This window comes from Bacillus sp. UMB0893 (genome assembly GCF_002858905.1).
Classification (GTDB): Bacteria; Bacillota; Bacilli; order Bacillales; family Bacillaceae; genus Bacillus_P.
In genome coordinates this window covers 116,878-134,969 of record NZ_PKLB01000001.1, presented here as the reverse complement: position 1 = coordinate 134,969, position 18,092 = coordinate 116,878, and the positions used below count along the sequence as shown (strand labels likewise).

Sequence of the window (18,092 nt, the reverse complement as noted above, 5' to 3'; positions counted from 1 at the left end):
GCGGATATTTTCACTTTAAATGTCTTTCATTTTGAGCCATCAAATTCTCCGCTTCTTCAGCCATTTGGTCCATACGTTTTTCAAATTTGGAAGCAGATGATTCCAAAATCCCAAGATCTTTATCTTTTTCGTTCAGCCACTTTGATTGTTTTCTCTGTATCTCATCGTGACGGTCATACAGGTTCTCCATGAATTTTTCAAATACACCAGAAAGTTTCCCCATCACACTCACCTCCCCATAGCTTATGCACATCACCAGTCATTTGTTTATACGAAAAGCGAAATCGCTGGTTCTGGCATGGCAAAGCCGTTTTGATCGAAAAGTTAGGCACTGGAGCCAGACTTCAATGCGCAAAACATTATACTTTCCATAAAAATAAAAATCCTCTTATCAAAAGAGGATTTTCATCTACTATATAATGGAGTACCTAGCCTTTAAAAATTTTTTTCTTTCCGCACCCGCAACCTGTTTTCTTCATGCCGCCCGAAGCCTGCTGCTGATAATGGGAAGAGCCAAACACAACCATTGAATTTGAACTGGCAGATTTCGTTGATTTTTTGAATTGCATGCTAATCCTCCCTTTCTTTTCCTCCTCATAATATATGTTTAAAAAGAAGGCTTTGCCTCAGCGAAAGAACTAAGTTTGATTACAAAAGCGCAGGCGTCTTGGTCAGCTCACGAAGAAAATAGGAATTTCACAGTGAGCTAGGCCGCCGGAGCTGGACGAAATTAACCTAGTTACGATATCAACAATCAATAAGTTTTATACGCCACAAACAGAAAAGCCGAATCGCCTGTTTAGCCCAGGCATGGCAGAAAAGGATCTGTGCTTTGCAGCCGCTATTCTTTTGGTTTATCCCTATCTTTGGCAGCCTGATTTTTCAAATTGCTGATAAACCATGAGTCAAACTTATCTGCGGTCTGGATAGGTTCTGCTTTTTCCTTCTCAGGGCTATTTTTTGTAAGCAATTCAAATAGAACGAGATTTTCCCCTTCCAGATGACTGAGCTTTTCTCTTAATTGTTTGTTTTCTTTTCTTAGCTCATGGTAAGAACCATTTTCTTCATAATCCAGCAGCTGTGCTTTCGTATGTGAAAGCTCTCTTTGCAAATAGGCAAGTCGTGCTTTAAGAGTCTTTACGCTCTCTGTCTGTTGATTTGTCACGCTTCATCGCTCCCATCCATATAAATAAATTATTCCCTTACTAATAAGAAATTCATGCTCCCAGGTTTTTATGCAGGAAACTGACATTCACCTAAAATTCCGCTCATATCACGGCACACAAATTGGGAAAAAACATACTATACATTAGTCCCGACACCTAATGTATCTGTTCATTAAAATGGACGGGAGAAATCAAGATAGGAGGAAAACAACAGTGAGTCAAAATTCTCGTAAAGAAAAAGTCTGTATTAAGACGCGTAAAGTATACGACTGGGTTACTCGTCCGGTAGATCTGCCATTAATCAGCGTTAATGACAAAGAATTAGATATGTTATTCGACTGCGGAGATAAATACGACGATCTTTGTAAATTCTTAAAAAACAAGGTGAAATCAGGCGACTTAACAGTCAACTGCTTCCTAAGTGATAGAGAAGGCCGCAGAATCGATCCTAACGCAAAAAGCAAATCTTTTCTTTGCCAAGAAATTTCACCAGTTGACCAACGCCATGATGTAACCGTTAATCTTCCAAATGGCGATGAAGTTACATTGCAAAAAGTGAAAGTTCTTGTTAAAGGCTTTGTCACAGTTGAAGTATTAGACGCGAACGACAATGTCATTTGTGAGTCGAAGCCAATTCCATTCGCTACAGCTCAAACATTTATCCTTTGTGCTCCAGAAGGAACTGAACTTGATTGCCACATTAACTTCTTTGAGTGCGATGCAACTTTAGTTTGCACAGACGTTTTCTCACAATTAGATGTATCCATTACATTCTGCTTAGATGTTCAAATGGAAGCAAACGTGAAGCTTGAAGTGGAAGCTAAAATTTGCAAACCTCGTGATGAATTAACAGAAGCAATCAATGTTGGTTGCGATAACAGCGACAATTTCCCGCCGCAATGCCCGGAAATCTTCCCAGTACACTAATCACTCTAAGATGGCTGTTGCCCACAACAGCCTCTTATTTTTTTGTTTTTTTATGGTAATCAGTTGAAATGATTTCATGCATTTTCTCATACATATGCTTTAGGGAGTTCAGAAAGGAGCGGCAAAAGATGAAAAAGCAAGAAAGTCCAAATTCCGGTGAACGATCCATTCAGCTTCAGCAGCAGATTCTGCATTACCGTTCTGAACTAAGCCGTATGCAGCAGCAGGTAAATGATGCAGAAAATCAGGTAAAAAAAGAAATCATCCGTAATCAGTATTTGCAGGAAAAACTGAATGAAGCTCTTCACACTCATACTGAACAATTTGAAAAAGAAGTGTTTCAGCTCGAAAAAAAAGTACTTAAACTTGAAGTGGCACTTGAAGAAGAAAAAAAACGGACTACAGAACTCCGAAAGAAAATGCTGATGCAGGAAGAGCAGGCAAAACCGGCAGTCATTGAACCGTTATTTCAACTAGGCGCACATTTCCAGGCCTCTATATTTCTTCCTCAAACCGAAGATGACAGCCTGTCTGTTTTTGGAGACTTTATTATAAAAAATACAGGAAATCAGCCTTTACATGAGCCAATGATCTGCATTCAAATTTCTCCGCTGCTCTTTGGATCATTAAGCGGAAAAATTATCATGCAGCGGAAAATGGATGACACGAAAATATACGAAGATGCGGCAAACAACCATTGGAAATACGTTTATGAGGATTGGCGCGAAAGAATCCGCAGTGAAAATCGATACTGGCTGCAGCCCTTAAATGAATCAGAGGTAAAACCAAACGAGCTTCTTGTTTTCTCCGGTTTCGAAATCTCGTTTCCTAAGCCCGACAAACGTCCAATACAGGTAAAGGGATTTGTCTATTCGAAAGAACTGCCGAAAGGTGTTCCCTCACTTAATCACATCTCGATACAATGAAAAAAGCGGAAAGACTTTATGAAGTCTTTCTGTTTTTTCTATTGAAACTGATAGAAATGTTTTTTCACTGATAGAATTCAGTTCGGCCTCCTTATAAATACTGTTTCCATTCTTTCAGAACACGAAAAACGCACCCGCTAAACCATAGCGGATGCAGCTATTTACCAGACTTCATTAAAATAGAAATCCGGATACTTTTCAAAAGATCAATTTCTCAATAATCGCCTCTATGATCGCTGCACATCCAGCAATTGCCAGAATAAGAATAAGCGGTTCTGAAAGCTCATTCATATACTCGTAAATAAGAAAAAGAAAGCCAGAGCACCAAATTCCAGTGCACCAATAGCAGCTCAGCAGTTCTCCTATCCATTTCTGCAATCCAGTGCCTTTTATTTCAATATATGAAAGAGTACTTCCGTCAGGCAAAACCTCCTCTGCCTCTCTATGGAAAGGTCTCCTAATAAAAGCAGTTATTTTATCATAAACAAGTAATCTTGTAAGTCTGAAACTCGCTATAAACAATAAGATAAAATCAATCCATCCAATCATATGTATCTCCTTCTCTCGTTAATCATGATATATCTTATGACGGGATGCAGTATTTAAGACCGAAGTTGATTTACTGGTCAAATATCACTTTATAGCGTTTTGTTACATATACTGTTTATTAAAACATTATGAAGGAGGATATTATGAGTAAGGTATATTTTGATGATGGGCAATCCCAGCCTATCCAAGAAAAACTGGCTCGTCTGACAAAGGAAACGGAAGTGAATGTTCATGTTGGTGAAAAGATTTATTATGAAGCATCTTTTAAAAAAGCAGATTTCGAAAAAGGAACAGCCGACTTCATCATTGATCGGTTTTACAATCATGGCGGAAAAAAAATTACCTTATCATTCGATGAAATAACAGATCTTGATCTGCCGGTTACTGAAAAAAACATTGAAGGAGAAGAGGAATAAAGAGCGGATTCAGCAAGCTTTTTGCGCATGACAGGGGGAATCGATGGTTGTTAAAAAAAGAGATAAAACCCATTCAATACTTAAAAACACTAGAAGGAAATTATGCTCATCTGTATTTATTCAATGATGGAAAAGAATATGTAGTAAAGTTTCAGCGTGTCCGAAAATACCGTAAGCGCGAGGTTGTAAACGAATGGCTTGCAGGCAATCTTGCCCGGCTGCTTGAACTGCCTGCGTTGACCACGAATATTGTCTATATGCCAGATGTTTCCCTCACGGATATACCCGTCTATCGCAATTCTTCTTATAAATCCGGGAAACATCTTGCCATACCTTTTCTTCCACATGTGAAATCCTATTTGGAGCTTCATGAACCTTTAGAAAAAAGCAGTCTGATCAATCATGAACAATTGGCAGGTATGCTTTTGTTCGATCAATGGATTAATAATAATGACAGAAGCCGCACAAATATCCTATTTGAAGAGAAAGAAGACGGGAAGTATTATTTTTGGATGATTGATCACGGCAGATGCTTCCCAGGAACCTACGAGTGGAACGCTGAAACTTTAGAACAGGAACCTGTTTACAGAGTCGACATGCCTGTCTATAAATGGGCATGTTCTCTCTTAGATGGTCCTGATCCTCTCTACACGTACTGTGAAAAAATCATGAATGTCAGTTCCGATCTGATTTGGTTACTCTTAAAGCAAATTCCTGAAGATTGGCAAGTTACACAAGCAGAGAAAGAAAAATTACTCGCATTTTTAAAAAGAGACCGATTGCATGAACTTCCTAAACTAGTGATCGATGCAAACAACCAGCACCTCAGCAGCTTTTGAGGTGCTTTTTGAATTGCTGGTTTTCGGATTGTTGAGTCGTTGATTAGGGCGCGTTGTGATTTGAAGCGGGGATAGAAGCTCTAAAATGGTCAACCGTGATAACTAAGTAGGCATAAACAGGTGCGAATAGGAAAGGAAATAGAAGATCGCACATAAAATTGGATGATTGCGCAGAACAGTACTGAGCGAACACAAATTTAGAGGAAAGCATATCTGACACCAAATCAGAGGAAAAAACACATTGCTAAATCGAACAAATATAGAATAGAGTGTTCTTTTGCTAGAAAAAGAGGTATTTGTGGTTGGAAAAAGGGAATGCAGCGCTGAAAACGTAAAAACCTGACAATAATTGTCTGAACGGTCAGAAACGGGGCTTGAGGGGTCAAACCAATGAATTCCTGCTATCACAGTGAAATGAGGAGTGCTATATTGCTAGAAAACGAGGTATTTGTGGTTGGAAGATTGTCTACATTACTGAATAATGTATGAAAATCTGACAGTAATTGTCTGACCGGTCACAAATGTAGTTGTGCGGTCAGTAACACGAATGAACGGTCATAAATTTGGGCCAAGCGGTCAGAAACGGGGCCTGAGCGGTCAAACCAATGAATCAAGTCTATCACCATCAAAGAAAGAGGAATCTTTTGAAAAAGAGGTAAATAAACCGAAGTTTCGCTTCCATGAACCGGAAAAAAACAGCTACAAAACCTAAGAAAACGCAGGCTCTGCTCTGCGTTTTATTCCGATTGCCCTATTTTCAGCTGATTTTTTACAAACCTGTCATACAGCTCATGCTGCTTTCTCAGCTGCTTTTCCAGATCAAATTTGTCTTCAATTACATATCTTGCAGCTTGTGAGAACTCCCTCCATGCTTCTGGAGAACGAAGAAAGGATTCTATGCAGTCTTCCAGCTGCTGAATATTTCCTTCTTCAATTAAATACCCTGTGCGTAAATGGGTAATCAGCTCTGGGATGCCCGCATGTCTGGTTGAGATGACAGGAAGCCCGATTGCCATCGCTTCTTTCAATGCATTTGGGATTCCTTCTACATCTCCATTTTGCGCTGTTTCGCTCGGCAAACAAAAGAGATGTGCTTTTTTCAGTTCTTCTGCAATGTCAAACAAGCTCATCTTCCCTAATAAAAAAACAGAATGCGTGAGTTCCAGCTCATCAATTAATCTTTGGAGATTGATCCTCTCTTTCCCGCCTCCAATGATTTTCAGCATAATTCCAGGATGCTTTTTTTGTACGGATTTAAAAGCATGAATCAGTGTTTCGTGTCCTTTTTTCTGAACGAGTCTGCCGACTGATATGATGACACACTCTCCATTTTGCGGTGCTTGCCGCTCTTGAAAAGGGAAAACGTTTAAGTCAATTCCTCCATGCAGGACGCTGATCTTTTCTTTAGGTACTCCCAGTTTTAACAGTTCGCTCCCTAAAAAGTGACAAACTGGAACAAAGAGGCTTTCATGATTCACAATAGACCGATAACGGGAAAAATTCTTATTATACAGGATTTCACTTTGAGCGGATCCATCTGAACCTCGAATGCTCACAATAAAGGGAATTTTATGCTGCATAGCAATTGGAAAGATATCAATCGCATGCTTTCCGTGATGTGCATGGATTGCTGCGACATTTTGCTCTTTAAAAAAGGCATCCAGGTCTGTAATTTCGTTCATATTATAAAACGATTCAAAAGGAAAATCAGTATCTGATTTTTTTTGAAATGGACCAATGACAATTGTACGATAAAGGCCTTGATAAATCATTTGATTATAAATAAACCGCTGATTTACTTTTACATCTTCCATTAAATAATGTGCGATTGTTTCCACTGAGAAGATTCACTCCTCTATATAAAATATGGTTCCAAAAACCCATCTGATATCAGTTCATTTTCTCTGCACTAGCCTATTCATCATATGTAATAAAAGCATTTTGTCCATGAAAAATGTTCTTTTTCCCAGTTTTTCTTCAAAAGCTGTAACCTTTCAGACTTGTTTCATAATAGGCTATGGGAGATGGTGTTAGAAAGGGGTTTCCACTATGAATGTTTGCGTGATTGGCGCTGGCTATGTTGGTTTAACAGCTGCAGCATTCCTCTCAGAAATCGGTCATCACGTTACATGCATCGATCAGGACACAAAAAAAATTGAATCGCTGCAGAACGGCTTTATTCCTATCTTCGAACCTGACTTGGAAGATTGTATTACTAAAAATAAAAGCAGGCTCCGCTTTACAAACGATCTTTCTTCAGGCTTAAATACAGCAGAAATCATTATTTTGGCAGTAGGCACGCCTTCCTTGCCAGATGGAAGCTCGAACTTGAGCTATCTTAATAAAGCGGTATCAGATGTAATGGATTTGCTTACATCGTATAAAATCATTGTGGTCAAAAGTACCGTTCCACCAGGTACAAATGGCGCTATCCTGGCATCGCTGAAGGAAAAGGGTTATCCGCCTGCTTTATTTGATCTCGTTTCAAATCCGGAATTTTTACGGGAGGGATCAGCCCTTTATGATATGAAGCACCCTGATCGCATCGTGTATGGTCTAGAAAATGAAAATAAAGCATTGCTTATTAAACTGAATGAATTATACAGAGGTATTGAAGCTCCTGTTATCGTGACAAATTATGCAGGTGCAGAGCTGATTAAATACGCTTCAAATGCTTTTTTAGCAGCTAAAATCAGCTTTATTAATGAAATGGCACGTATCTGTGAGTTTTTCGATGCGGATATTACTCATGTTGCAAAGGGAATCGGAACAGATTCGCGAATTGGGAAGGCATTTTTGCAGGCTGGGCTTGGATACGGAGGATCATGTTTTCCGAAAGACTTAAAATCACTAAGTTTTTCAGCCAAAGAAAAAGGATTGAAGCCTCACTTATTAGATGCTGTGCAATCTGTCAACACCTCACAAATCGACATCTATTTTGAAAAAATTAAAACGCTATTTCCTAATCTATCATCTATGAAAATTGCAGTGCTTGGCATTGCATTTAAACCGAATACAGACGATATCCGTGAATCTCCTGCAGTTGCTTTAATTAAGAAACTTAATGATTTCGGATGTTCGATGCGTGCTTTTGATCCAAAAGCATTTTTACCAGCTGAGCTGGAAATGATCGAACAGTCTGAAAATCCTTATGATGCATTGAATGAAGCAGATATAACAATCATTACAACAGATTGGAAAGAAATGATTGACCTGGACTGGAGTCAGGTGCACCGGCTCATGAGAGGGCGCACTGTGATTGACGCAAGAAATTGCCTTGATCAAAACAAAATTAGAACCGCAGGTTTGGATTACATTGGGGTTGGCCGCCTATGAGGATTATTGTAACAGGATGTGCTGGTTTTATTGGCTCTCATTTGTGTGAAAAATTATTGCAGCAGGAGGAAAACGAAATCATCGGCGTCGATTGTTTTATCGGGCCAACTTCTCCTTTATTAAAAAGGCAAAACCTGAAAAAATTGCTTCAGCATCCCCGCTTTCAGCTGCTGCAGGAAAGTTTAATGAATATGGACTGTGAAAAGCTTTTGCAAAAGGCAGATGTCGTATACCACCTCGCAGGCATACCCGGCGTCAGAGCAAGCTGGGGAAAGGATTTTCTCCCATATACAGAGAATAATATTCTTGCAACACAGCGTCTGCTGGAAGCAGCCAAATCTGCCAAATTAACAAAATTTATTTACGCTTCAACTTCTTCAATTTATGGGTATAAACACGGAATGGTCTCAGAAGGTGCTATGCCTGAACCCCTTTCGCCTTATGGGGTTACAAAGCTTGCAGGGGAGCATTTATGCGCTGTTTATCATAAAAATTTTGATGTCCCTGTCACAATTTTGCGCTATTTTACAGTGTATGGTCCAAGACAAAGGCCAGATATGGCTTTTCACCGTTTTATTAAACAAATTCTTCTTGATCAGCCGCTTACTTTGTTTGGAGATGGCACTCAATCCCGTGACTTTACGTATATAGACGATTGTGTGAAGGGAACGGCATCTGTTATTCATGCAAAAAATACGGCAGGGAAAGTATTCAATATTGGCGGAAAAGAAAGAGCAGCCATCAATGAGATTATTAGAAAACTTGAACAGCTTACAGGCAAGAAAGCCGTAATTCACTACTTGGATGCAGCGACTGGCGAACCGAAGCATACACATGCTGATATTTCGCTTGCACAGGAACTGTTAGGCTATTCACCAGACATCTCCCTTGACGATGGACTGAAAAAAGAGATTGAATATATGAAGGTCATTCTAAAAGGAGAATCAATATGAATCTCGCTTTTATCTGCACCGAAAAATTGCCGGCGCCTGCTGTAAAAGGCGGAGCCATTCAGCTTATGCTTGATGGAATCTCTCCTTACTTCAGCCGGAATCATCATGTAACCGTCTATTCGATTACCGATCCCATTCTGCCAGAGAGAAACATAGAAAATGGAATTACCTACATCCGCTTTCCGAGAATTGGATTTTCAGAGAACGTCGCTATGGATATAAAGGACAAATCTTTCACTCACATCCATATTTTCAATCGTCCAAATGAAGTATGCAGATACAAACAAGCTGCACCTGAAAGCAAAATTATTTTAAGTCTTCACAATGATATGTTTACAACGAGAAAGCTGAGCCGCGATGAAGCTTGTGAAATCATTAATTGCTGCGATAGCATCACAACAGTAAGTGAATACATTAAACGCACCGTTACCATACGATATCCTCAAGCTGAAGCAAAAACCCACGTCTTATACTCTGGGGTAGACTTCACTAAATTTCACCCAATCTGGTCACCAAAGGGACAGGAAATAAGAGCTCAGTGGAAAGAAAAGTACGGATTGAAGCATAATAAAGTCATTCTTTTTATTGGCAGGTTAAGCAAAACAAAAGGCCCTGACCTGCTGATAAAAGCCATGCACGATATCATCAAACACGAACCAAATGCCACTTTGGTTATCGTTGGGGGAAAATGGTTCAGTGAAGACGGTTTGAATGATTATGTCAGACACCTGTACGATACAGCAGAGCCCCTTAAAAACAGAGTCATATTCACAAAATATATCCCTGCACCTGAAATTCCAAAAATCCTGCTGATGGGGGACCTTCTCGTTTGCAGTTCACAATGGCATGAGCCGCTCGCCCGAATTCATTACGAAGCCATGGCAGCAGGTTTGCCCATCCTTACCACCGATCGAGGAGGAAACGCTGAAGTCATTTTTAATGACCTAAATGGCTATGTCATAAAAGAGTATGATCAGAGAGACGTGTTCATTGCCTACATTATCCGTCTTCTGCAAGATGAGAGCCTTGCTGCAAAGCTGGGAAGACAAGGAAGAAGATATGCAGAAAAAAACTTTTCATTCTTGAATACTGCTAAGACACTTGAACACATCCATTTAAACTCTTGAAAAGACCGGCTGGCTGATGCATAACGCCGGACTTTTCAATGATTTCGAATACATTGGTCACTCTCACTCGGGATACAGACATCGAAAAAACCACAGCCGCAATAGCTGTGGTCTCCGAAAATAGTATGATTAGCTAGTAAAAAATAACCCGGTTTGAGCGTTTTGAAGAATACGTTTCCGATTTCCTCTTTCTTCCCCCTATAAAAATATCTGTTTCATGTATATCAGCATCGCTATCAAGAAAATGATCCATCGATTTATCATAATTATCTTCAAAATGATCATCCTGGACAGCTTCTATTGGAGCAGGCTCAAGTTCAGCCCTCATAATTGGAGCGGCTTCTAAAAGAGGTTTCTTTTCTTCTGCAACAGGTTTCTTTTCTTCTGCAGCAATTTCCCTTTTAACAACATTCTTTACAGATTGATTCATTTCCAAATGACGGCGGTTTTTTACAGGCAATTCAATCAGCGTAACGTTTTCAAGCTGTGGTTCAGGATGCTTTATTTTGTATGATGACAGGAAAGCTTCAGGATCCTCAAGCATTGCCGTATATTCTGCAGAGCTCCACCCCATTGGTCCAGGGGGAGAAAAAGAATAATTTGTTAACTTTACAATAGGAATCTCATTAAATTCTTTTTTTGATTCACTCATCTTGTACTCCCTCCCTTATCCTTTTATTTTAGAATAAAACTCTTCAAAATCAGTTAAAAATTTCTGCTTCGATTGTTCTACCGCAATAATGTTTTGTAATGCCCAAATGTATTTTTCATCTGACCATGAGACTTTTTGGCCCAGAAAGTATTTATGGACGATCGAACAAAATAGATGAGGAAACTTCAAATCTGTCCATAAAACTCGGTATTGATCTTTTGTAAGAGGATTCGTTTTGTCATAAGTCTTTAAAAGTTCGATGACAAGATCATTATCCCAGACTGACATTTTTTTCATCACTTTATTTAAAATAACCCTCAAATCCCTGGAAGGCAGATCGGATGTAATGGAATGCAGCTCTTTCATAGCAAGCCCATCTTCAGTCTCAATAAAACGTGCCAGTGTAAAGTCCTGCTGACAAAACATTCTGGAGTCCAGGCATTGAAGTGTCCAATTCTCATAATGCCCTTCATCTAATTCTGCCAAAGCTTGCTTTCCGCGGAGAATCATTTCATCAATCGAATCAATGACCATTTTTGCAAATTGGTCCTTCATCCAGGTTGGTTCCATATCGGGATCAATAACAGCTGGAGCTGGCAGGTTATTTTCTTTATTCGATTTCAAAGCAAGCATTTTATTTCCTTCAAGCTCCTGCAGTTTCCAGCGGAATAATTTATGCCATTTGCCAAGACGGCTTCTTTTTTTGCTCATTTCGTCAGGCATATACCCAGCTGAGAGCTGATGAAATTTACCAATGTACTCCATAATCTGCAGCAGCTGCTTTTTATTATAGTAGAGAACTTCTTTTCCCTCTTGGAGATCATACAAGACATAGGCTGAGTGATCAGCTCCCACACAAATTGCACCTGATTTTGTGCGATGAATGTCTGCAATTGGCAGGCCGTTTACCTGCAAATGCTCATGTCCTTCTGCAATCAGCAGCATTCTCGAAGGCTTCATAACCACTCTTTTTAAAATTTTTACGCCTTGATCCGTTTCTACACGCCAAGTCGTTCTTCCGCTTTTATTTGTTAAAAGGGTTATTGACTGCACATCAAATGGGTACAAGCTTAAAATATTCATCTGAAGTTCATGCTGTCTTAGTTCTGTTTCCAAAATGCTTCACCCTCTCTATCTTCCATTTTCATACACTCTAAGCAGATTTCCGGCAACAGTATTCCAGCTGAATTCACGCTCTGCTTTGGATCTTCCGTATCTGCCCATTTCTTCTCGTTTTCCTGAGCTGTCAAGCATTGAGTTGATGGCTTCCGCATAAGCAAGCGGATCTTCAAAATTTTTGATGACTCTTCCATTTCTGCCCTCATCAATGACTTCCGGATTTCCGCCGCGGTTGCTTGTGATAATCGGAAGCCCGCAAGCCATCGCTTCGTAATGAACACGTGCCAGAGGTTCTTGCCATTGTGATGAACATACGAAAATGTCTGACATGGCATAAAGCGTAGGAATATTTTTCGGCTGAACGAATTGAATGAACTGAACGTTATCTGGATACATCGCACCAAGAGTATATAAATGTCTGACATAGTTGTTGACTTCATTGTCCCCAAACCATTTTGACCCAATAAAAACCATGACTGTATCAGGATGTCTTTCCAGAATTTCAGGCATCGCCTGCAGGAGAATATGAGGGCCTTTCACTTTACTTAAACGGCCAACAAATAAAATAACCTTTTGATTTTTTAAATTTAACTCTGAACGTACACGTTCTTTTAGCTGTTTTCCCTCTGAAGTCCAGTCAGGAAAATAAGTTTGCAGGTCTACACCTGAATAAACCGTCCTCACTTTATCGCGTGCCTCAGGGAATCTGTCAGTAATGGTTCGGCCGATAAAATCGCTGACCGTTACGATCTGAGCCACAGCTGCGATGCATGCTCTGCCCTCTTCATTCGTCATTTTATCGTTGGCGAACATCTCATTATGAACGCTCAAAATCCATCTTGAATTTGGAGAATGTGCATGCAGAGGAGGAATCCATGCAGGTCTGTTGCACAGGTGAATCACATCATACTGTGTATTTTTTATATGCTCAGCCAATAGTGAAAGATAGTCGCTAACTGCAAATCGAATATAATGAACGCCATTCCGAGTTTCTGTCTCAGGGAGATCCGGATGCTGAATAGAGAGGATGGTCACTTCGTGCTTTTGTGCAAGAAGGGGTGCAATTGAATCAAGATAAATTTGGATGGCTCCTCCTTTAATTGCGGGAACAGGCAGTTTTTCTGTTGCTATTAATGCAATCTTCATACGTTACCTCCATTCGTCTATAAAGCCTTTACTTAAAATACGGTAAAAAGCGGAATGGTGTGCTTTCACTATAGAAACTATTTAAAAAAAGGCGAATTCATTAATTGTCATCTTTTTTCCCTCGACTTGCATTATTCTAGGACAAAAAACAACCTATTTTCATAATCTATGAAGAAAAAGGATGGGATGGTGACGATATTGGCCGGAAAAATAATCTTCAGTTCCTTCGATTCTGCAGACGAGATGGAAACAGAATTTATTGAAACCCCAGCACTTAAGGAACAGAAAACACCAAATAAATATGATTTTCTGAGAGAAAAAAAGAAAGTTAAAAAAAAGGCTAAAGTTGAAAAAAAGGCTAAAGAAGAAAAAAAAGAAGATAATGAAGAAGAAATTGGATTTGTGCTTACACCTGAAGAAGAAGCAAAGCTCGTGAAGCTTGCTGAATACATTATCACTAGCTGGGATATTGCTGTAGAACGCATTGAAGTCATTCAAGGCGGACAAATGGCACTCGTCTGGAAAATACACACAAACAATGGGCCCGTTTGCTTAAAAAGGATTCACCGACCTGAGAAGAAAGCTCTGTTCTCCATCAATGCCCAAAATTACTTAGCAGAAAAAGGCGGAAGAGTACCAGGAATTCTTCGAAACAAAAACAATGATCTATTTACAAAACAAGGGCCTTTTTTATTCGTGCTCTACGATTGGATTGAAGGGGGCGTGTTTGATTTAGCCGTTGATCCAGATCTTGAATTTGTCATGAAAGGGCTCGCGGAATTCCACCTCTGGTCTGAAGGCTATCATCCGCCAGAAGGAATTCCTGTTTTCAAAAAATTGGGGCGCTGGCCTAACCACTATATAAAGCGCTGTCAGCAAATGGAATCTTGGAAGCTTATAGCACAAAGCACACCTGATAACCCGTTTTCCCAATTGTATTTACAGGAAATCGATTATTTTATTGAGCAGGGCCGGCAAACGCTTGATCGGCTGATGCAATCGCAATATGTACCATGGGTTGAAGCACAGTCTGCTAATCCTACGCTTTGTCATCAAGATTATGGGGCTGGAAATACAGTGCTCGGAAACGATGGAAAGATATGGGTCATTGACTTAGATACTGTCTCATATGACTTGCCGATCCGTGATTTGCGCAAAATGATCATTCCTTTATTGGATACAACCGGAGAATGGGATGAAGCCAGATTCCAATTAATGATGAATTCGTATGAAAGCATCAATCCATTAACTCCAGAACAAAAAGAAGTGATGTATATCGATATGCTCTTCCCTTATGAAATGTATGATATCGCCCGCGAAAAATTTGTCCGCAAAACAGATATGTTTGCCGAAGAACTGGCACAGGCGTTTGAATATGAAAGAATCAAAGAAGCTAAATTAAATTCCATGATTAAATCCAAATAATATTTAGAGAAAACTCATACAGTGTATGGGTTTTTTCGTTTCTTAGATACTCCGCGCGCTTATCAATTTAATTCGCGGCCTTATGGAAAAAATTGACGAGCTTTCTAATTTAATATGCGGTCATTCTAATTTAATTCGATGTAAATATGACCAGCGCAGCCTAACATCGTTTACTGTATTTATTTAAATAAAAAAGTGCCCTTCACGGACACTTTTCATAAGCCTTTTAATGAAATAGCCTGGATTTCTTTTAGCGGAACTTTTTCACCGTTGATTGTGATACAATCTTCCTTAAATTCAGCTATTTTTCCAATGTGCGTTTTAACATTGGTAGAAATACTGCAGTTTAAACTGGAGAGCCGCTCGGGTAAATTCAACAGGAGCTGAATTTTTTCAGGAATGGATAAATCATTGAATGAATGGAGCGGTTTGGTTAATTTCGGTTCTTTTTGCAGGGAATCCTGCTTTACCTCTTCGCTTAAAACTGGTTCTTCCGGTAATGCTGCTGCTTGAGCGGACTGATCTCTTCTCACAATATAGGTTTTCTGCATCGACGTTAAGACAGGTTCAAAATCCGGCTGAACGATATACAGCAGCGGAGGATTTTTGACAGATTGATGTTTTTTCACAGAAGTCCCTCCTCATATCAAATATCTACAAGGAAGTATATGCCCTTTAAAATAGATTTATGAGTTCAAAGAAGCGTGCTTTTCCAAAGCTTCCTTCATATGATGAAGATGATCGCCATCTTCCTTTTTCATGATTTTCACAAAAACAGGTTTTATGATTTTCATTGAGAATTTATGAGCGATAATTTCGCATTCGAAATGGATATTTGTCTGGCTCCCTGAGGATGTAAAGGAATAATGATAAATGGCTTCCATTCCTTTCATTTCACTTTTTACAGAGTATTTTGCATTTGGTACATAATCAATGAATTCAATAACAGCTGAAGCCTCTCTTCCCCTAATCTCACGTGTTTCCTTGTATTTCGTTCCAGCTCCTACAGGTCCTTCTGTCAATTTCTCAACCTTTTTCACATTTTTCATAAAAAGAGGTGCGTTTTCTACCGTTGATGCAAATTGAAACGCTTCTTGAATGGGTACATCTACAGTGACTTGATCTTGAAATTCACTCATCTTCCAATCCCCTTTCAATCTTTATGCTCTGCTGTTTGGCAGCAAAAAAAGAGCTTGTATTTATTTTATCAAAATCAAAACCTATTTATCATAATAGAAAAATTTTCTGGCCTCATAAAAAAACCGGCTCTGGTTAAGAGCCGGCAATCCATTTTTAACCTAAAATATGATATCCAGAGTCTACATGCAGATTCTCTCCAGTCATTCCTCTTGCAAGATCGCTGAATAAGAATAAGGCTGTATCTCCCACTTCTTCAGGAGTTGTCGTACGGCGCAGCGGTGCGCGTTCTTCGATATCCTTTAAGATAGAGTTGAAATCGCTGATTCCTTTAGCAGATAGTGTACGAATCGGACCTGCTGAAATAGAGTTGACCCGAATCCCGTCTTTTCCTAAATCGCTTGCCAAATATCTGACACTTGCATCAAGTGAAGCTTTTGCAACTCCCATTACATTGTAATTCGGAAGAACTCTTTCACCGCCAAGATACGTAAGAGTGACAATGCTTCCGCCCTCTGTCATTAATCCTCTTGCAGCTTTTGCGACAGCTGTCAGTGAATAAGAGCTGATATTGTGCGCTAGCAAGAATCCGTCACGTGTCGTATTTAAGTACTCTCCGCTCAATTCTTCTTTATGTGCAAAAGCGATGCAATGGGCAACGCCATGAATGATGCCAACTTCGTTTTTAATGGCTTCAAAACAAGTATCGATTTCAACATCATTTGTTACGTCACAAGGAAGAACGATTGAATCATTGCGATCAAGCGTTTCAACTAGGTCACGGACTGATTTTTCAAGACGTTCCCCTGCGTATGTAAATATAAGACGTGCTCCGGCATCATGAAGAGAACGGGCTATTCCCCAGGCAATGCTTCGTTTATTTGCGACGCCCATCACGACTACATTGCGCCCAGCTAATGATAAATTCATATGGAATCCTCCTAATTAATACATGTTATTAGTACCTGGTTATAATTATAGCACGCTCTTTTCTGTTTTTCTAGACTGCATCCCATTTTCAAGTATGCTGCATGCAAATTAAAAGAGCATTTTAACTCCAGTTAAGACGATACCAATGAAAAAGCCGCACACGGCTCCGTTCACCCGTATCCACTGTAAATCTTTCCCTACATTATTTTCAATCATATCAATTAATTTTTCATCATCAAGCTTGTTTAAATTCTCTTCTACAAGTTTTCCGATTTTCGAATGGTTTTTTTCAATAAAAAGAGCAATTTGTTCTTGTATTTTATTCTCGATTGCATCTGTTTTTTCCTGATCTCTCCTGATATTTTCAAGGAACCTGGCGGCAAAAGGCATTAGATGATCATCAATAACTGTACCTTCTTCAACGTAGGCTAAAGCTTTATCTTGTGTTTTCTTTAAGATTGTCATGAGTTTTTCAGAAGGGTCCCACTCTAAAATCAAGCGGTCTATTTCCTCTAATAAAGCATGATTTTCCTGGATCCCGAGCAATTCTTTTCGAATGCGGCCAAGGATTGCCTGACGATATTCACTATCAGGTCTTCGCAAACCGCGAATAACGTTAAGAATAATATCTTGAAGAATCTTTCCAAGTTTTTCTTCATTTATCATATTTCGAAAGGATTTTATCGCAAATTGTAAAAACCCATCTGCCTCGCCATTATCGATTGCCCGCATGGCGAATCTGCCAAATTCCTCTCTTTGATCATGTCTTGATGCCCATTCCTCAATCTTAACAAGCAGATAATCAAAGCTCTTTTCATCATACTTTCGCTCAAGCACTTGCTTAATGAGAGCTTGAAGCAGTTTCATTATTTCATCAGCCGTTAGATATCCTTTTAGCTGCTTCTGGATAAGAGGAGCCAGTTTTTCCAAATCCACACTTTCGATCATTTGGATGATGAGCGATTTCATTGTTTTTTTGAAAGAATCGGACTGCAGTTCTTTTTCTAGTATAGGCATCAGTTTTTCTGTCATATTTATTTGTGTTAATTTTGTTTGAATGCTCTCCTTTGACAGCCAATCATTTTCTATTGTATGAACGAGAGCTTTTATCATTCTGCTCCGATTTTTAGGAAGTAAAGCTGTATGGGGAATAGGAATGCCAAATGGGTGTCTGAATAACGCAGTCACGGCAAACCAATCTGCCAACCCCCCAACAAGCCCTGCTTCAAATCCTCCTTGCAGAAATTCTCCGGCAATTGTTCCTTGAAAAGGGATCGTTGCTGCAAACCCCGTTCCCATAACAGCAAGTGAAATCCCAGCTAAATGTTTTGATTTATTAGACATGACGAACCCTCAATCTTTCTAAATTTAAAAATATGTTTCTTTTTATTAATGCTAGTCTAAAAAGAGAAATAAATCCAATTATTTCACAGAAAAAAACCGG

Annotated in this window: 20 protein-coding genes and 1 pseudogene; 9 read left to right on the top strand and 12 right to left on the bottom strand. The window is 39.4% G+C overall.

Annotation, left to right across the window (positions count from 1 at the left end):
* Positions 1-10: 10 nt before the first annotated feature.
* From CYJ36_RS00630 to CYJ36_RS00625, 3 genes are all read right to left on the bottom strand, one after another.
* Positions 11-223 (bottom strand): hypothetical protein, encoded by a 213-nt coding sequence (locus CYJ36_RS00630; protein ID WP_101563821.1) that lies wholly within the window; start codon positions 221-223, stop codon positions 11-13.
* Between the two features lie 205 nt (positions 224-428).
* Positions 429-569 (bottom strand): hypothetical protein, encoded by a 141-nt coding sequence (locus CYJ36_RS23470; protein WP_180849976.1) that lies wholly within the window; start codon positions 567-569, stop codon positions 429-431.
* A 272-nt stretch (positions 570-841) separates the two neighbouring features.
* Complete coding sequence (locus tag CYJ36_RS00625; RefSeq protein WP_101563819.1) at positions 842-1,165, bottom strand: hypothetical protein; 324 nt, start codon at positions 1,163-1,165, stop codon at positions 842-844.
* Between the two features lie 214 nt (positions 1,166-1,379).
* Here CYJ36_RS00625 and CYJ36_RS00620 point away from each other — a divergent pair, with 214 nt between their 5' ends.
* Positions 1,380-2,093 carry a hypothetical protein gene (locus CYJ36_RS00620; RefSeq protein ID WP_224773334.1) on the top strand — a complete coding sequence of 238 codons (714 nt, stop codon included), beginning with the start codon at positions 1,380-1,382 and terminating at the stop codon, positions 2,091-2,093.
* Positions 2,094-2,221: 128 nt separating this feature from the next.
* Entirely contained in the window at positions 2,222-3,019 is a 798-nt protein-coding gene (locus tag CYJ36_RS00615; RefSeq protein WP_101563817.1) for a hypothetical protein, read from the top strand.
* A gap of 198 nt (positions 3,020-3,217) precedes the next feature.
* Here the strand turns inward: CYJ36_RS00615 and CYJ36_RS00610 are convergent, their stop codons facing one another.
* Positions 3,218-3,574 carry a DUF1360 domain-containing protein gene (locus tag CYJ36_RS00610; RefSeq protein WP_374702775.1) on the bottom strand — a complete coding sequence of 119 codons (357 nt, stop codon included), beginning with the start codon at positions 3,572-3,574 and terminating at the stop codon, positions 3,218-3,220.
* A 137-nt stretch (positions 3,575-3,711) separates the two neighbouring features.
* Here CYJ36_RS00610 and CYJ36_RS00605 point away from each other — a divergent pair, with 137 nt between their 5' ends.
* From CYJ36_RS00605 to CYJ36_RS23945, 3 genes are all read left to right on the top strand, one after another.
* The gene (locus tag CYJ36_RS00605) at positions 3,712-3,984 is read left to right on the top strand and encodes a hypothetical protein (RefSeq protein WP_101563813.1); all 273 of its coding nucleotides are present in this window, start codon (positions 3,712-3,714) and stop codon (positions 3,982-3,984) included.
* Positions 3,985-4,031: 47 nt separating this feature from the next.
* Complete coding sequence (locus CYJ36_RS00600; protein ID WP_101563811.1) at positions 4,032-4,823, top strand: HipA family kinase; 792 nt, start codon at positions 4,032-4,034, stop codon at positions 4,821-4,823.
* A 547-nt stretch (positions 4,824-5,370) separates the two neighbouring features.
* On the top strand, positions 5,371-5,535 hold the full coding sequence (locus CYJ36_RS23945; protein ID WP_219621049.1) for a hypothetical protein: 165 nt from the start codon (positions 5,371-5,373) through the stop codon (positions 5,533-5,535).
* Positions 5,536-5,560: 25 nt separating this feature from the next.
* Here CYJ36_RS23945 and CYJ36_RS00595 read toward each other — a convergent pair whose 3' ends face one another.
* On the bottom strand, positions 5,561-6,661 hold the full coding sequence (locus CYJ36_RS00595) for a glycosyltransferase (protein ID WP_257962350.1): 1,101 nt from the start codon (positions 6,659-6,661) through the stop codon (positions 5,561-5,563).
* A gap of 208 nt (positions 6,662-6,869) precedes the next feature.
* Here CYJ36_RS00595 and CYJ36_RS00590 point away from each other — a divergent pair.
* From CYJ36_RS00590 to CYJ36_RS00580, 3 genes and pseudogenes are all read left to right on the top strand, one after another.
* Positions 6,870-8,159 (top strand): annotated as a pseudogene (locus tag CYJ36_RS00590) (UDP-glucose dehydrogenase family protein); the annotation flags it as partial.
* Positions 8,156-9,112 (top strand): NAD-dependent epimerase/dehydratase family protein, encoded by a 957-nt coding sequence (locus CYJ36_RS00585; protein ID WP_101563807.1) that lies wholly within the window; start codon positions 8,156-8,158, stop codon positions 9,110-9,112. The pseudogene CYJ36_RS00590 and the gene CYJ36_RS00585, both read left to right, overlap by 4 nt.
* Positions 9,109-10,239 (top strand): glycosyltransferase family 4 protein, encoded by a 1,131-nt coding sequence (locus tag CYJ36_RS00580; protein ID WP_101563805.1) that lies wholly within the window; start codon positions 9,109-9,111, stop codon positions 10,237-10,239. The genes CYJ36_RS00585 and CYJ36_RS00580 overlap by 4 nt, the downstream gene beginning before the upstream one ends.
* A gap of 133 nt (positions 10,240-10,372) precedes the next feature.
* Here CYJ36_RS00580 and CYJ36_RS00575 read toward each other — a convergent pair whose 3' ends face one another.
* Genes CYJ36_RS00575 through CYJ36_RS00565 form a run of 3 tightly spaced genes read right to left on the bottom strand, consistent with a single transcriptional unit; the run spans position 10,373 to position 13,156 of the window.
* Positions 10,373-10,891, bottom strand: a complete 519-nt coding sequence (locus tag CYJ36_RS00575; RefSeq protein ID WP_101563803.1) for a hypothetical protein — start codon at positions 10,889-10,891, stop codon at positions 10,373-10,375.
* 15 nt (positions 10,892-10,906) lie between these two features.
* Entirely contained in the window at positions 10,907-11,974 is a 1,068-nt protein-coding gene (locus tag CYJ36_RS00570; protein WP_101565566.1) for a CotS family spore coat protein, read from the bottom strand.
* Positions 11,975-12,022: 48 nt separating this feature from the next.
* The gene (locus CYJ36_RS00565) at positions 12,023-13,156 is read right to left on the bottom strand and encodes a glycosyltransferase family 4 protein (RefSeq protein WP_101563801.1); all 1,134 of its coding nucleotides are present in this window, start codon (positions 13,154-13,156) and stop codon (positions 12,023-12,025) included.
* A 168-nt stretch (positions 13,157-13,324) separates the two neighbouring features.
* Between CYJ36_RS00565 and CYJ36_RS00560 the strand changes: the two genes are divergently transcribed.
* A complete protein-coding gene (locus tag CYJ36_RS00560) occupies positions 13,325-14,581 on the top strand; it encodes a CotS family spore coat protein (RefSeq protein WP_257962349.1) in 1,257 nt (418 codons plus the stop codon).
* A gap of 215 nt (positions 14,582-14,796) precedes the next feature.
* On the opposite strand, the gene CYJ36_RS00555 is transcribed toward CYJ36_RS00560, so the two are convergent.
* The 4 genes from CYJ36_RS00555 to CYJ36_RS00540 form a co-directional block, all read right to left on the bottom strand.
* Complete coding sequence (locus CYJ36_RS00555) at positions 14,797-15,210, bottom strand: CotO family spore coat protein (RefSeq protein WP_101563799.1); 414 nt, start codon at positions 15,208-15,210, stop codon at positions 14,797-14,799.
* 57 nt (positions 15,211-15,267) lie between these two features.
* A complete protein-coding gene (locus CYJ36_RS00550; RefSeq protein WP_101563797.1) occupies positions 15,268-15,720 on the bottom strand; it encodes an SRPBCC family protein in 453 nt (150 codons plus the stop codon).
* Positions 15,721-15,874: 154 nt separating this feature from the next.
* Entirely contained in the window at positions 15,875-16,648 is a 774-nt protein-coding gene (gene fabI / locus CYJ36_RS00545; RefSeq protein ID WP_101563796.1) for an enoyl-ACP reductase FabI, read from the bottom strand.
* A 108-nt stretch (positions 16,649-16,756) separates the two neighbouring features.
* Positions 16,757-17,992, bottom strand: coding sequence for a DUF445 domain-containing protein (locus tag CYJ36_RS00540; RefSeq protein WP_101563794.1), 1,236 nt, complete (start codon positions 17,990-17,992; stop codon positions 16,757-16,759).
* Positions 17,993-18,092: the final 100 nt, after the last annotated feature.